Raw genomic sequence first — 14,339 nt, 5'->3', positions numbered from 1 at the left:
GGCGCCCCCGGGCGCCGGCGAGAGTTCGCCTAGGCGAGCGGTCCGGTGACCGGCTCCACCGCCGCGAGCAGCGCGCCGGAGCGTACGAACGCGTCGGCCGCCGCCAGATCGGGGGCGAGGAAGCGGTCCGGGCCCGGGCCCTCGACGCCCGCCTCGCGGATGGCCTCGACGACCGCCCGCGTGGCGGGGGCCGGAGTGAGGCCCTCGCGCAGCTCGACGGCGCGGGTGGCGGCGTACAGCTCGATGGCCACGACGCGGGTGAGGTTGTCCACGGCCGTACGCAGCTTGCGCGCCGCCGACCAGCCCATGGAGACGTGGTCCTCCTGCATGGCGGAGGAGGGGATGGAGTCCGCCGAGGCGGGCACGGCGAGCCGCTTCAACTCGCTGACCAGGGCCGCCTGCGTGTACTGGGCGATCATCAGCCCGGAGTCGACGCCCGCGTCGTCCGCGAGGAAGGGCGGCAGGCCGTGCGAGCGGTTCTTGTCGAGCAGCCGGTCGGTGCGGCGCTCGGCGATCGAGGCGAGGTCGGCGGCGGCGATCGCGAGGAAGTCCAGGACGTAGGCGACGGGGGCGCCGTGGAAGTTGCCGTTGGACTCGACGCGCCCGTCGGGCAGGACGACGGGGTTGTCGACGGCGGCGGCCAGCTCGCGTTCGGCGACGGTGCGGGCGTGCGCCATGGTGTCGCGGCCGGCGCCCGCGACCTGCGGGGCGCAGCGCACCGAGTACGCGTCCTGCACGCGCGGCGCGTCGTCCTGGTGGTGGCCGGTGAGCTGCGAACCGGCGAGGACGGCCAGCATGTTGGCGGCGGAGGCGGCCTGGCCCGGGTGCGGGCGGATGGCGTGCAGCTCGGGGGCGAGGACCTTGTCCGTGCCGAGCAGGGCCTCCAGGGTGAGGGCCGCGGTGACGTCGGCGGACTTGTAGAGCTTCTCCAGGTCGGCGAGGGCCATGATCAGCATGCCGAGCATGCCGTCGGTGCCGTTGAGGAGGGCCAGGCCCTCCTTCTCGCGCAGCTCGACGGGGGTGATGCCGTGTGCGGCGAGCAGTTCACCGGCGGGCTTCAGCTCGCCGTCGGGGCCCTCGGCATCGCCCTCGCCCATGAGGGTCAGCGCGCAGTGGCTGAGGGGGGCGAGGTCGCCGGAGCAGCCGAGGGAGCCGTACTCGTGGACGACGGGCGTGATGCGGGCGTTGAGGACGTCCGCCATGGTCTGCGCGACCTCGGGGCGTACGCCGGTGTGGCCGGAGCAGACCGTCTTCAGGCGCAGGAACATCAGGGCGCGGACCACTTCGCGCTCCACGCGCGGGCCCATGCCGGCCGCGTGCGAGCGGACGATGTTGCGCTGGAGCTGGGCGCGCAGGTCGGGGCCGATGTGGCGGCTGGCAAGGGCTCCGAAGCCGGTCGAGACGCCGTAGACGGGTTCGGGCTTGGCCGCGAGCGCGTCGACGATCTCCCGCGAGGCGGCGAGGGCGGCGCGCGCCTCGTCGGTCAGCTCGATCCGCGCGTTCCCGCGCGCGACGGCGATGACGTCCGCCGCGGTCGTCCCGGACGTCCCAAGGGCCACGGTGCCCACGCTGTGCATATCCATATTCAGCAGCGTACGTATTGAATCGCCAGGTGTCACGGGCGGATCCCACCCGGGCCGCTTACCGCCCTCCGGGGCGCGGCGCCTTACGGGCGGGGGTCGCGTCCCCGGAAGCGGCGGCGCTCCTGGGGGCCGCCCTCGCGCGGGGGCGTGTCGGCGAGGCGGACCACCGCGTCGGGGCCGCTCGCGCCGCCCTCGCGGCCCGCGACCACCGGCTTCGCCGAGCGCGCCGCCTTGGCGCGGTACTGGGCCGCGTCCGCGAGGCGGAACAGGCGCCGGGCCGAGCGCACCGGGCCGATCGGGTCCCCGGTGGACGCGACCCCGCAGGCGACCCCCTCCCCCAGCTCCAACTCCGCCGCCCGTAGGCACAGTTCGTCGGCGACCCGCACCACCTCGTCGGCACTCGGCCCGAGGGAGAGCAGGCAGAACTCGTCCCCGCCGAGCCGCGCGGCCAGTGTCCCGGGGAGCATCGCACCGCAGAGCGAGAGGATCGAGCCGAAGCGTTCCAGGAGGCGGTCGCCGACCGCGTGGCCCCGGGTGTCGTTGACCCGCTTGAGCCCGTTCAGGTCGCAGACGACGAGGCTCACCACGGCGCCCTCGACGCGGTGCCGCTCCACCGCCTCGTCGAGCCCGAGGTCCACCGCCCGGCGGTTGGCGAGGCCGGTCAGCGCGTCCGTGAAGGCCAGCCGGCGGACCTCCTCCAGGCGCTCGGTCTGGGCGATCCCGGCGGCGGCGACCGCCGCGAGGACGGTGGCGAAGTCGGCGTCGGCGCGGCCGAAGACGGGCGCCCCCACCGGCCGGGCCACATACAGCTCGCCCCAGGCCCGTCCGTGCAGCACGATCGGCGCGACCACGCAGCAGCCCCGGCCGCGCCGGCGCAGCGCCGTGACGCGCTGGTGGCAGTAGCCCGCCGTGCGGCCGCCCCGGGGCCCCTCGGCGGTCTCCACCCACGCGTTCGGCTCGCCGCCGCCCACCCAGCGCTCGTGCAGGAACTCGGTGATTTCCGGGAACTGGTGGACGGGGTAGGCCTCCCGCTCCGGGAACTCCTCCTCGCCCTCGGCGCGTTCGCCCGCGTTCACGAGCACGCGCAGCCGGCCGAGGTCGCGCTCCCACACGGACAGCGCCGCGAAGCTGCCGCTCAGCGCGCGGCAGGCACCGAGGGCGGCCGCCCGCCAGGACTCACGCGGAGTCTGCGCGGCGGCCATCCCCTGCGCCAGCTCCACCACGGCCCGCAGCCGGACATCCTCACCCATCACTCCAGGTTATGACGTTTACGGCAATGTGGAACTTCGGGGCACAAAGCCGTGTATATCCCGGGAAGGCGCTCACCCGCCGGGAAGGCGTTCACTCCCCGGGCCACTGGGGCGCGCGCTTCTCGTTGAACGCCGCGACGCCCTCCGCCCGGTCGCCGGAGAACGCCACCGTGCGCCACGCGGCGTCCTCCACCTCCAGGCCCGCCCGCAGGTCGAGGCCGTGCCCCAGGCGCAGGGCGCGCTTGGCGGCGCGCAGGCCGACCGGCGAGTTGGCGGCCATCCGGGCACCCAGCGCGAGCGCTTCGGCACGGGCCTCGCCGTCCCGCACCAGTACGTCGACGAGCCCCAACTCCCGCGCCTCGGGCGCCTCCACGCGCCGCGCCGAGAAGATCAGCTCGGCGGCGCGCGCGGCGCCGACACGGCGGGGCAGGAGCTGGGTGCCGCCGCCGCCCGGGATGACGCCGACGGACACCTCGGGGAGCCCGACGACGGCCGTCGGGTCGGCGACGATCACGTCGCAGGAGAGCGCCAGCTCGAACCCGCCGCCGAGGGCGAAGCCGCGGACGGCGGCGATGGTGGGCATGGGCAGCTCCAGCACGCCGGTGTAGCAGGCCCGGGAGATGGGCCGCTGGCGCAGCAGCTCGGCGTCGCTGAGGGAGTTGCGCTCCTTCAGGTCGGCGCCGACACAGAAGGCCCGCTCGTGGGTGGACGTCACGACGACGACCCGGGCGGCCGGGTCGTCGGACAGGGCGGCGCAGGCGGCGGTGATGGAGCGGGCCATCTCCAGGGAGACGGCGTTCATGGCCTTCGGGCGGTCCAGGACCAGCTCCACGACATGGCCGTGCCGCCTGACCGCCACGTACTGCCCGTACCGCTGCTCGTCGCCCATGACCGACGCCTCCTGTGGTTAACGACCGTTACCCCGGGATCATGTCAGCCGGGCGCCGCACCGGAAAGAGGCTCCGGGCCGCGAAGAGGACGCCGCACCGGAAAGAGGCTCCGCGCCCGGAAACGGGCCCGGCAGCGGGTCACCTCACGTACGGCGCGCCAGCAGCCACGGCTCGACGACACCGAGGCCGCGCACGGGCCGCTGCCACATCGGCTGGAGGGCGAAGCGGTACGAGGGCGGCTCCTCGCCCTCCTTCTCCGCCGCGGCAACCGCCTCCGCGGCCTGCGCCTCGGAGGCCGGCGCGTCACCGGTGCGCGTCAGCTCCTCCGCGAACGCCCCGTCCACGAGGACCGCGTCCCGGGGCGCTATCGAGGTGAGCCGGCTCGCGAGGTTCACGGTCGTGCCGAAGACGTCGCCCATGCGGGTCGTCACGGTCCCGAAGGCGATGCCGACGCGCAGCTCGGGCATCGTCTCGTCGTTGGCCATGGTCTCGATGAGCCGCAGCGAGATCTCCGCGGCGACGCCCGCGTCGTCGGCCGCGTACAGGACCTCGTCGCCCAGCGTCTTGATGAGCCGCCCGCCGTGCGCGGCCACGAGGTCCGCGGCGGTGGTCTCGAAGGCCTCGACCAGCTCGCCCAGCTCCTCTTCCTCCATGCGGCGGGTGAGCCGTGTGAAGCCGACCAGGTCGGCGAAGCCGACGGCCAGGCGCCGGTCGACCATCTCCTCGTCGTCCGCCGCCTGCACGACCCGGCCCGTGGCGGCGGCCAGCTGGCGGCGCCACACGTAGACGAGGAACTCCTCCAGCTCGGGAAGGAGCAGCTCGATCAGCGGGTACGTGACCTCGGTGCGGGTCATGCCCGGCTCCGGCGGTTCGGTGAGCCCCTCCAGGAAGGAGTCGATCTGCCACTCGGCGAGCCGCGCGGTGGTCTGGCCCGTGGAGCGGGCCACCTGCACCGCCATGGCCTCGCTCAGCAGCCCCGCCTCGACCAGACCGGCCAGCCGCCGCAGGGCCAGCACGTCGGCCTCCGTCAGCGCCTTGGCCTGGCCGATGTCGGGGAAGCCCATGGCCCGCCAGAAGCGGGACGCCAGCTCCATCGAGACGCCCGCGCTGCGCGCCGCCTGGAACGGGGTGTAGCGGCGGTCCGCGCCGAGGATGAGCTGTTCCAGCTGGAGGGCGAGGGGGTTCCTCGCGGGCCCGCCGTCCGCCTTGTCGTCCTTCTCGTCCACTTCGGGAATCCCGGAGGCGCCGGCCCCGGCGTCGGGACCGCGCCGTGCGCCCGCGCCCGAGCCCGTGTCGTCGACGCTCACGCCTGCTGCCCTTCCGATCTGCCGCGGTCAGGTATCGACCCGCGCCAACTTTACGGCAGGTGTGCCGCAGCTCACTCCCGACTCCCCGTGACCTCGCGCGCGGGCCCCTTCCGGCGGCCTGTGGTGTCCGTGCCGTTCCCGCGCCCCGCGGCCCCCCGGCGCTCCTCAGCCCGCCGGCCGCAGATGCACGATGTCGCCCGCCCCGACCGGCTCCTGCACGCCGTCCTCGGTGGCCAGGACCAGGCGGCCGTCGCCGTCCACCGCCACCGCCTCCCCCACAAGGGCCCGGTCGCCGGGGAGTTCCGCGCGCACCCGGCGCCCGAGCGTCGCGCAGCCCGCCGCGTACGCCTCCTGGAGCCGGGAGGCGCCCGGGTCGCCGTCCGCGTCCCGCCACAGCCCGTACCAGTGCTCCAGGGACCGCAGCACGGCCCGCAGCAGTGTGTCCCGGTCCGTGGTGGAGGCCCCGGCCAGGGCGAGCGATCCGGCCGTGGGCACCGGCAGCTCGTCCTCACGCAGCGTGACGTTGAGCCCGATGCCGATGACGACTCCGCCGCCGGACCCGACGGGGCCCCCGGCGCGCTCCACGAGGATGCCTCCCGCCTTGCGCTCCTGCTCACCGACCGTGACCAGGAGGTCGTTGGGCCACTTGAGTGCCGTGTCCACGCCGGCCACCCGGGAGAGGCCCGAGGCGACGGCGACGCCGGTGAGCAGCGGCAGCCACCCCCACCGCTCGACGGGCACCTCGGCGGGCTTGAGCAGCACGGAGAAGAAGAGCCCGGAGCGGGCGGGCGCCGACCACCGGCGGTCCAGGCGGCCACGCGCCGCGCTCTGCTCCTCGGCGACCAGCACGGCCCCCTCGGCCAGGTCCCCGGCCCGGGCCGCGAGGTCGGTGTTGGTGGACCCGGTGGTGGGCACCACGTCCAGGGAGGTCCACAGCCCGCCCTCCCGCAGCAGGGTCCGCCGCAGGGAGGCGGCGTTCAGGGGCGGTCGTGCGAGGTCGGACCAGCGGTTGTCTTCAGCATCTGGCGGCGTCATGCAAGCCACCCTAGGTGTGGTAAACGCCGCACTGCCGAACGGTATCCGCGCCGATACGCTACGGGTCAGTAGCCAGCCGCAAGCCGCCATACGCACCTTTGAGCAGGCAGGGAGCCGCATCCCTATGTCCGAGATCGACATCCACACGACCGCCGGAAAGCTCGCGGACCTCCAGCGCCGCATCGAGGAGGCGACGCACGCGGGATCGGCCCGCGCGGTCGAGAAGCAGCACGCCAAGGGGAAGTTGACGGCGCGTGAACGGGTCGGGCTGCTGCTCGACGAGGGCTCCTTCGTGGAGTTCGACGAGTTCGCCCAGCACCGCTCGACGCAGTTCGGCCTGGAGAAGAACAGGCCCTACGGCGACGGCGTGGTGACCGGTTACGGCACCGTCGACGGCCGCCCCGTGGCGGTGTTCTCGCAGGACTTCACCGTCTTCGGCGGTGCGCTCGGCGAGGTCTTCGGCCAGAAGATCGTCAAGGTCATGGACTTCGCGCTGAAGACCGGCTGCCCGGTCATCGGCATCAACGACTCCGGCGGCGCCCGCATCCAGGAGGGCGTCATGGCTCTTGGCATGTACGGCGAGATCTTCCGCCGCAACACCCACGCCTCCGGCGTGATCCCGCAGATCTCCCTGGTCGTCGGGCCGTGCGCGGGCGGCGCGGTCTACTCCCCCGCCATCACCGACTTCACGGTCATGGTCGACCAGACCTCGCACATGTTCATCACCGGGCCCGACGTCATCAAGACCGTCACCGGGGAGGACGTCGGCTTCGAGGAGCTGGGCGGCGCCCGCACCCACAACGCCACCTCGGGCGTGGCGCACCACATGGCGGGCGACGAGAAGGACGCCATCGAGTACGTCAAGTCGCTCCTGTCGTACCTGCCCTCGAACAACCTCAGCGAGCCCCCGGCCTTCCCCGAGGAGGCGGACCTGGCGCTCACCGACGAGGACCGCGAGCTGGACACGCTGATCCCGGACAGCGCGAACCAGCCGTACGACATGCACGGCGTGATCGAACACGTCCTGGACGACAGCGAGTTCTTCGAGACGCAGCCGCTGTTCGCGCCGAACATCCTCACCGGCTTCGGCCGCGTCGAGGGCCATCCGGTGGGCATCGTCGCCAACCAGCCGATGCAGTTCGCCGGCTGCCTGGACATCGACGCCTCCGAGAAGGCCGCGCGGTTCGTGCGCACCTGCGACGCGTTCAACGTGCCGGTCCTGACCTTCGTGGACGTCCCCGGCTTCCTGCCGGGCGTCGAGCAGGAGCACACGGGCATCATCCGCCGCGGCGCGAAGCTGATCTACGCCTACGCCGAGGCCACCGTCCCGCTCATCACGATCATCACCCGCAAGGCCTTCGGCGGCGCGTACGACGTCATGGGCTCCAAGCACCTGGGCGCCGACCTGAACCTCGCCTGGCCCACCGCGCAGATCGCGGTGATGGGCGCGCAGGGCGCGGTCAACGTCCTGCACCGGCGCACCATCGCGGCGGCCGGTGACGAGGAGGCCCAGGAGGCGGCGCGGGCGAAGCTGATCCAGGAGTACGAGGACGCGCTGCTCAACCCGTACACGGCCGCCGAGCGCGGCTACATCGACGCGGTGATCATGCCGTCGGAGACCCGCTCGCACCTCGTGCGGGGCCTGCGGCAGCTGCGGACGAAGCGGGAATCCCTGCCCCCGAAGAAGCACGGCAACATCCCCCTCTAGTCCCCCTAGTCCCCACCAGTCCCCCAATCCCCCAATCCCCCCAGGGAGCGGTCATGATCAAGGTCGTACGGGGCAACCCGACCCCGGAGGAGCTGGCCGCCGCGCTCGCGGTGGTCCAGGCGCGCGCCGCGGCGGTGGCGGACCAGCCGTCCGGCGCGCCCGCGCCGCCCGCCGCGTGGGCCGACCCGGCCCGGGTGGCCCGCGACCGCCTGCCGGCCCCCGGCCCCACGGCATGGGGCCGCACGTACTGGCCCGCCTAGGCGGAGCGGGCCGGGGGAACCTGAGTACGCGTACTCAGGCGTCCCCGGCCCGCGCGGGCGCAGTATCGGAGTCATGCTGTGGTCGGATCCGGAGAACAACCCGCCCGAGGACATGCGGGACATGCAGGCGAAGATGCGCCGCGCGGGATTCGTCCTCGCCCTGGCCATGGTGATCGCGATGATCGTCCTCGGCATCCACTGAGGGCGGGCCCGCCGCATCCGTACGCTCGCTACGCTGACCGGCATGAACGATCAGCCGCGCCGTCTCGTCCTCGCCTCGCAGTCCCCCGCCCGGCTCGCCCTGCTCCGGCAGGCGGGCCTCGCCCCCGAGGTGATCGTGAGCGGGGTCGACGAGGACAAGGTCTCCGCGCCCACCCCCGCCGAACTGGCCCTCGCGCTCGCCGAGGCGAAGGCCTCCGTCGTCGCCGCGCGGCCCGAGGCCAAGGGCGCCCTGGTGATCGGCTGCGACTCCGTCCTGGAGCTGGACGGCCGAGCCCTCGGCAAGCCCGCCGACGCCGCGGAGGCGACCGCCCGCTGGCAGGCCATGCGCGGCCGCGCGGGCGTCCTGCAGACGGGCCACTGCGTCCACGACACCCTCACGGGGAAGTACGCCTCGGCGACGGCGTCGACCGTCGTGCGCTTCGGCGAGCCCTCCGACGAGGAGATCGCCGCGTATGTCGCGAGCGGCGAACCGCTGCACGTGGCGGGCGCGTTCACGCTGGACGGCCGCTCGGCGCCGTTCATCGACGGCATCGAGGGCGACCACGGCAACGTCATCGGCCTCTCGCTGCCGCTGCTGCGCCGTCTGCTCGGTCAACTGGGCGTGGGCATCACGCGGTTGTGGGCGTAGGGCGGGCCGCCCTGTCGTAGGTTACGAGCGGCAGGACGATCAGGGCGAGCACGACCATCATGAACACGAAGGCGGGCCAGCCCACCGGGCCGACGCAGAAGGCGCCGAGCACGCCGTGCACGACCGCGCAGCCGATCAGCAGCAGGCGCCCGAGGCGGCCCGGCGCGCGGTCGCGGAGGCCGACGAGCGCCAGCAGGACGCCGCACAGCGCCAGATAGCCGCCGAAGAGGGCGCCGCCGATCCAGGCCGCGACGGTCATCGCGTGCGGGTCGAGGCCGGCCAGGGACATCTTCTGGTTGTCGACGACAAGGCCGAGGAACCAGTTGAGGAGCACGATCCCGACCGCCTCCACGAGGAGAACGATCGCGCCCACCCAGGCCACCGGTCTGCGCGCCACGGCACCCACCTCTTTCCGCCCCGCTGTTACCGCCAGTACGATCGAACATCGCGCACGCTACACGGACCCGCGTCGGGCCGCGGGCAAAGAATCATTGGGCCATTCGTAGGGACTCCACAAAGAATGAGTCCGTGCCGCGGTGCGGCTTCACAGAGACCTTGACCACACCGGAGGGCTAGGCTGCCGGGCAGGAACCCCGCGTACCGTGGTGGGACAAGGGTTTTCGCGGTTCGAGCGCGCCTCGCATCACACTCCGTGTGGGCAAGCTCACCCTTGGGGACGGGTCGTACAGCCGTGTCGGCAGTCCCTAAACTCGGCTTGTTTCAAGGAGGGAGCCATCGTGCGCAAGGTGCTCATCGCCAACCGTGGCGAAATCGCTGTCCGCGTTGCTCGGGCATGCCGGGACGCTGGGATCGCGAGCGTAGCCGTCTACGCAGATCCTGACCGGGACGCCCTGCATGTCCGGGCGGCCGATGAGGCGTTCGCGCTGGGCGGTGACACTCCGGCCACCAGCTACCTGGACATCTCCAAGGTGCTGGCCGCGGCCAAGGATTCGGGGGCGGACGCGATCCACCCCGGTTACGGCTTCCTTTCGGAGAACGCCGACTTCGCGCAGGCCGTCATCGACGCGGGCCTGAACTGGATCGGCCCGCCCCCGCAGGCCATCCGCGACCTGGGCGACAAGGTCGCCGCCCGGCACATCGCGCAGCGCGCCGGCGCCCCGCTGGTGGCGGGCACGCCGGACCCGGTCTCCGGTGCCGAGGAGGTCGTCGCCTTCGCGGAGGAGCACGGCCTGCCCATCGCCATCAAGGCGGCGTTCGGCGGTGGCGGGCGCGGCCTGAAGGTCGCCCGCACCCTCGAAGAGGTCCCGGAGCTGTACGACTCCGCGGTGCGCGAGGCGGTGGCCGCCTTCGGCCGCGGCGAGTGCTTCGTGGAGCGCTACCTCGACAAGCCGCGGCACGTGGAGACCCAGTGCCTGGCCGACAAGCACGGCAACGTGGTCGTCGTCTCCACCCGTGACTGCTCGCTCCAGCGCCGCCACCAGAAGCTGGTGGAGGAGGCCCCGGCGCCCTTCCTCTCCGAGGCGCAGGTCGCCGAGTTGTACGCCTCGTCCAAGGCGATCCTCAAGGAGGCCGGCTACGTCGGCGCGGGCACCGTCGAGTTCCTCGTCGGCGTGGACGGCACGATCTCCTTCCTGGAGGTCAACACCCGTCTCCAGGTGGAGCACCCGGTCACCGAGGAGGTCGCCGGCATCGACCTGGTGCGGGAGATGTTCCGCATCGCCGACGGCGAGGAGCTCGGCTACGGCGACCCCGAACTGCGCGGCCACTCCTTCGAGTTCCGCATCAACGGCGAGGACCCGGGCCGCAACTTCCTGCCCGCGCCGGGCACGGTGACGAAGTTCGAGGGCCCCTCCGGTCCCGGTGTCCGCCTGGACGCGGGCGTGGAGTCCGGCTCCGTCATCGGCCCGGCCTGGGACTCGCTCCTGGCCAAGCTGGTCGTCACCGGCGCCACCCGTGAGCAGGCCCTGCAGCGCGCGGCCCGCGCGCTGGAGGAGTTCACCGTGGAGGGCATGGCCACCGCCATCCCCTTCCACCGCGCCGTCGTCAAGGACCCGGCGTTCGCCCCCGAACTGACCGGCTCCAGCGACCCGTTCACGGTCCACACCCGGTGGATCGAGACCGAGTTCGTCAACGAGATCCCGGCCTTCACCGCGCCCGCCACGGACGCCGAGGCCGACGAGGAGCCGGGCCGCGAGACGGTCGTCGTCGAGGTCGGCGGCAAGCGTCTGGAGGTCTCCCTGCCCTCCTCGCTGGGCATGACCATCGCGCGCACCGCGGCCGCGGGCGGGGCCCGCCCCAAGCGGCGCGCCGCCAAGAAGTCCGGCCCGGCCGCCTCCGGCGACACCCTGGCCTCGCCCATGCAGGGCACCATCGTCAAGATCGCGGTCGAGGAGGGGCAAGAGGTCAACGAGGGCGACCTCATCGTCGTCCTGGAGGCGATGAAGATGGAGCAGCCCCTGAACGCGCACCGCTCGGGCACGATCAAGGGCCTCACCGCGGAGGTGGGCGCCAGCCTGACCTCCGGCGCGGTGATCTGCGAGATCAAGGACTGATCCTGGTCCTCGGACGCCGGACGGGCTGAATTTCCGGGTATACCAAGCCCGTCCGGTGTTCGAGGACCGACTCGGCGGAGCCCATGACCGACCGGGCCGCGCTGCGGGGCACCCCCGCAACCGGCCCGCCCCCGCCCCGCGTCCTCCCCCACGCAGAACCGAGGACCACGGGGGGCTTCAGTGACACGCACAGGGGAATTACTGGCGCTGCTGACCACCGCGGGCGCCCTCAGCGGCACCGGGTGGCTCGCGGCGACCGCCGACACCGGGCAGCGCTACGAGGCGGGGCTCGTCCTCGGCCTCACCGCGGGGCTCGCCGTGGCACTCCTGCGGCGCTTCACCGGGCTGCCACCGGCCCGGCGCCGCCCCTACACCTACGCCCTGCCGTGCCCCGCGCCCGACTGGCGCGCCCCGCTGCCCGACCCGGCCGGCGACCCCGACACCCTGCGCCCGTACGCCGAGCGGCGAGCGCGGCTCCTGAGCGACGCGTCCGCGCTCGGCGGCTCGCTGCGGCACAGCTGCGCGCTGGCGCCCCGGCTGCGGGACGAGCTGGCCGCCTTCGCCACCACGGCCTCCATCCAGGCGAGCAACTGCGTGCTGTACCCCGCGGGCGACGGGCCGAGCAGCCCCGACCCCGCGTACGACGCCGCGTACGCCCTGGGGGAGCTGGTGGCCGCCGTGGAGTTCAGCCGGATCGGGCTGCGGGCCGTGGAGGCCCTGGTGACCGAGCGGCCGCTGCGCGCCGACCCGCCCTGCTACTTCAATCCGCTGCACGAGCGCGGCCACGCCCGCCTGGCGATCGGGGACGCCGAGGAGGCCGCCGTCTGCCACGGCTGCGCCCGGCGGCCGGCGCCGCTGCTCGTGCCGTCGGCGGCCGGGCCCGTGCCCTACCACGACAGTGACGCCGTCGACCCGCGCTGGCGGCTGCTCGGTTACGGCGCGCTCGTCCCGGACAGCGGCGCCGCGATGATCGCCGCCGCCCAGGACGGCTGCCACGCGCCGCCGCGCGGTCGCGGCCCGCGCCGGGACCGGGCCAAGGCGCTCCGCGCGAAGGTGAGTTGATGATCATGGAAGAGCTGGTGGCCGGGGTGCTGAGCGGGCTCGCCGTCGGCACCTGTGTGACGTACCCGCTGGTGCTGTGGCTGATCCGGAACCTGCGCGGGGGCGCTCTGCCGCCGCACCGGCGCGAACGCAGGGCGCGAGCGGAGCTGGAGGCCTTCTTCGGGCCCGGGGAGGCATGAGCGCGGCCGCGCGGGGCGCGACCTCCGCCGATTCGCCCGAGGCGGCAGTGGCATCCTTGAAGGACGCGTACGTTCACGAAGGGTGCGGGGATGACGACCGGCATGGACCAGCAGGCGGGTGCGGCTCAGCAGTCCACGCGGGCCATGCGGGCCGACGCGCGCCGGAACTACGACCGGCTGCTCGCACAGGCGCGGGCTGCCTTCGCCGAGCACGGCACGGGCACGTCGCTGGAGGACGTGGCGCGCCGCGCGGGCGTCGGCATCGGCACGCTCTACCGGCACTTCCCCAACCGGCACGCGCTGATGAGCGCGGTCTGGGAGGACGCGGTCAGCGATCTCCTGGCCCGCTCGCGGGCGCTGCTCGACGATCCGCAGCCCTGTTCGGCGCTGGTGACGTGGCTGCGCGCCATCGTCACCCACGCGGGTGAGTACCGCGGTCTGTCCAGCGCCCTCATGTCGGCCTCGCAGGACGACAGTTCGGCGCTGGCCCGGTGCAGCGCGCCCATGCGGCAGGCGGGCGCGGCGCTGCTCGCCCGCGCGCAGGAGGCGGGGGCCGTGCGGCCCGACGTCTCCATCTCCGACCTGTTGCAGCTGACCAACGCGATCTCCCTGGCGGCGGAGGAGACCCCGGACGATCCGGAGCTGGCCGACCGGCTGCTCACGCTGACCCTGCGGGGCCTGAAGGCCGACGGCCGCGCGGCGGCGTGAGCACCGCGCCGCGCCGGCCGTACTCGGCCGTCCCGGTCCCGCCCCTCGGTCAGCGGCGGCGCAGGTCCGCGACGCGCGCGGTCCGCTCCCCCGGCTGTTCCGCCAGGAGGGCGTTGCGCAGCTGCTGACCGGGGCCCGCCGCGTGGTTGCGGCGCTGGCCCGGCAGGGGCACGTCCCGGCGCGGCGGGCGGCCCGCCTGGGCGGCATCGGCGCCGGGCCCGGTGCCGGGGCCGGCGGCGCCGCCCGTCACCGCGATCTGGACGCCCTGGTCGGCCAGGGCCTGCAGTTCCGTGCCCGCCCGGTCGTCGTGCGCCGGGGGCTCGTCGGTGACCAGGCGGGTGATGACATCCGTCGGCACCGTCTGGAACATCGTGTCGGTGCCGAGCTTGGTGTGATCGGCGAGGACCACGACCTCGGAGGCCGCCTGCACCAGCGCCCGGTCCACGCTCGCGGAGAGCATGTTGGACGTGGACAGGCCGCGCTCGGCGGTCAGACCACTGCCCGACAGGAACGCGCGGGACACCCGCAGCCCCTGCAGGGACTGCTCCGCCCCGCTGCCCACGAGGGCGTAGTTGGAGCCGCGCAGGGTGCCGCCGGTCATGACGACCTCCACCCGGTTGGCGTGGGCCAACGCCTGGGCCACCAGCAGCGAGTTGGTGACGACGGTCAGACCGGGGACCCGCGCGAGCCGTCGGGCCAGCTCCTGCGTGGTCGTCCCCGCTCCGACGACGATGGCCTCGCCTTCTTCGACGAGTCCCGCCGCGAGGTCGGCGATGGCCGTCTTCTCGGCGGTCGCGAGATGTGATTTCTGCGGAAAGCCGGACTCCCGCGTGAATCCGCCCGGCAATACCGCACCGCCATGCCGGCGGTCGAGGAGTCCTTCTGCCTCCAGCGCGCGCACGTCCCGCCGTACGGTCACTTCGGAGGTCTGGACGACGCGGGCGAGCTCGCGGAGCGATACCGCTCCGTTGGCCCGCACCATTTCGAGGATCAA

15 protein-coding genes are annotated in these 14,339 nt (G+C 73.7%); 8 read left to right on the top strand and 7 right to left on the bottom strand.

The window, feature by feature from the left end; genetic code table 11:
* Positions 1-29 precede the first annotated feature (29 nt).
* The 5 genes from hutH to ACZ516_RS31210 all read right to left on the bottom strand — a co-directional run bounded on the left by hutH (position 30) and on the right by ACZ516_RS31210 (position 6,065).
* Positions 30-1,568, bottom strand: coding sequence for a histidine ammonia-lyase (gene hutH / locus ACZ516_RS31230; RefSeq protein ID WP_469013049.1), 1,539 nt, complete (start codon positions 1,566-1,568; stop codon positions 30-32).
* Between the two features lie 98 nt (positions 1,569-1,666).
* Positions 1,667-2,833 carry a GGDEF domain-containing protein gene (locus ACZ516_RS31225; RefSeq protein WP_358584696.1) on the bottom strand — a complete coding sequence of 389 codons (1,167 nt, stop codon included), beginning with the start codon at positions 2,831-2,833 and terminating at the stop codon, positions 1,667-1,669.
* Positions 2,834-2,924: 91 nt separating this feature from the next.
* Positions 2,925-3,722: an enoyl-CoA hydratase/isomerase family protein gene (locus ACZ516_RS31220; RefSeq protein WP_361077492.1), complete on the bottom strand. Its 798-nt coding sequence runs from the start codon at positions 3,720-3,722 to the stop codon at positions 2,925-2,927.
* Between the two features lie 144 nt (positions 3,723-3,866).
* A complete protein-coding gene (locus tag ACZ516_RS31215) occupies positions 3,867-4,958 on the bottom strand; it encodes an adenylate/guanylate cyclase domain-containing protein (RefSeq protein ID WP_361078357.1) in 1,092 nt (363 codons plus the stop codon).
* Between the two features lie 237 nt (positions 4,959-5,195).
* On the bottom strand, positions 5,196-6,065 hold the full coding sequence (locus ACZ516_RS31210) for a biotin--[acetyl-CoA-carboxylase] ligase (RefSeq protein ID WP_361077495.1): 870 nt from the start codon (positions 6,063-6,065) through the stop codon (positions 5,196-5,198).
* Positions 6,066-6,189: 124 nt separating this feature from the next.
* Here ACZ516_RS31210 and ACZ516_RS31205 point away from each other — a divergent pair, with 124 nt between their 5' ends.
* From ACZ516_RS31205 to ACZ516_RS31190, 4 genes are all read left to right on the top strand, one after another.
* Positions 6,190-7,773: an acyl-CoA carboxylase subunit beta gene (locus tag ACZ516_RS31205; RefSeq protein WP_358584690.1), complete on the top strand. Its 1,584-nt coding sequence runs from the start codon at positions 6,190-6,192 to the stop codon at positions 7,771-7,773.
* 53 nt (positions 7,774-7,826) lie between these two features.
* On the top strand, positions 7,827-8,033 hold the full coding sequence (locus ACZ516_RS31200; RefSeq protein WP_469012929.1) for an acyl-CoA carboxylase epsilon subunit: 207 nt from the start codon (positions 7,827-7,829) through the stop codon (positions 8,031-8,033).
* A gap of 73 nt (positions 8,034-8,106) precedes the next feature.
* Positions 8,107-8,235, top strand: coding sequence for a morphogenic membrane protein MmpB (gene mmpB / locus ACZ516_RS31195; protein ID WP_358590315.1), 129 nt, complete (start codon positions 8,107-8,109; stop codon positions 8,233-8,235).
* Between the two features lie 42 nt (positions 8,236-8,277).
* The gene (locus ACZ516_RS31190) at positions 8,278-8,883 is read left to right on the top strand and encodes a nucleoside triphosphate pyrophosphatase (protein WP_361077502.1); all 606 of its coding nucleotides are present in this window, start codon (positions 8,278-8,280) and stop codon (positions 8,881-8,883) included.
* Here ACZ516_RS31190 and ACZ516_RS31185 read toward each other — a convergent pair.
* A complete protein-coding gene (locus ACZ516_RS31185) occupies positions 8,864-9,280 on the bottom strand; it encodes a hypothetical protein (RefSeq protein ID WP_469012926.1) in 417 nt (138 codons plus the stop codon). The genes ACZ516_RS31190 and ACZ516_RS31185 overlap by 20 nt on opposite strands.
* A 340-nt stretch (positions 9,281-9,620) precedes the next feature.
* Between ACZ516_RS31185 and ACZ516_RS31180 the strand changes: the two genes are divergently transcribed.
* From ACZ516_RS31180 to ACZ516_RS31165, 4 genes are all read left to right on the top strand, one after another.
* Complete coding sequence (locus ACZ516_RS31180) at positions 9,621-11,396, top strand: acetyl/propionyl/methylcrotonyl-CoA carboxylase subunit alpha (RefSeq protein WP_358699836.1); 1,776 nt, start codon at positions 9,621-9,623, stop codon at positions 11,394-11,396.
* Between the two features lie 180 nt (positions 11,397-11,576).
* The gene (locus ACZ516_RS31175; RefSeq protein ID WP_469012924.1) at positions 11,577-12,458 is read left to right on the top strand and encodes a hypothetical protein; all 882 of its coding nucleotides are present in this window, start codon (positions 11,577-11,579) and stop codon (positions 12,456-12,458) included.
* Positions 12,458-12,637, top strand: a complete 180-nt coding sequence (locus tag ACZ516_RS31170) for a hypothetical protein (RefSeq protein WP_358701666.1) — start codon at positions 12,458-12,460, stop codon at positions 12,635-12,637. Before ACZ516_RS31175 ends, ACZ516_RS31170 begins: the two co-directional genes overlap by 1 nt.
* A gap of 144 nt (positions 12,638-12,781) precedes the next feature.
* On the top strand, positions 12,782-13,345 hold the full coding sequence (locus tag ACZ516_RS31165; protein ID WP_358590318.1) for a TetR/AcrR family transcriptional regulator: 564 nt from the start codon (positions 12,782-12,784) through the stop codon (positions 13,343-13,345).
* A 49-nt stretch (positions 13,346-13,394) separates the two neighbouring features.
* Here ACZ516_RS31165 and ACZ516_RS31160 read toward each other — a convergent pair whose 3' ends face one another.
* Positions 13,395-14,327, bottom strand: a complete 933-nt coding sequence (locus ACZ516_RS31160) for a DeoR/GlpR family DNA-binding transcription regulator (RefSeq protein ID WP_469013045.1) — start codon at positions 14,325-14,327, stop codon at positions 13,395-13,397.
* Between the last annotated feature and the right edge of the window lie 12 nt (positions 14,328-14,339).

Source organism: Streptomyces sp. NPDC034037, from assembly GCF_055575715.1.
Note: the sequence above shows the minus strand (reverse complement) of the source record. Positions and strands in the feature narration are given on the sequence as shown.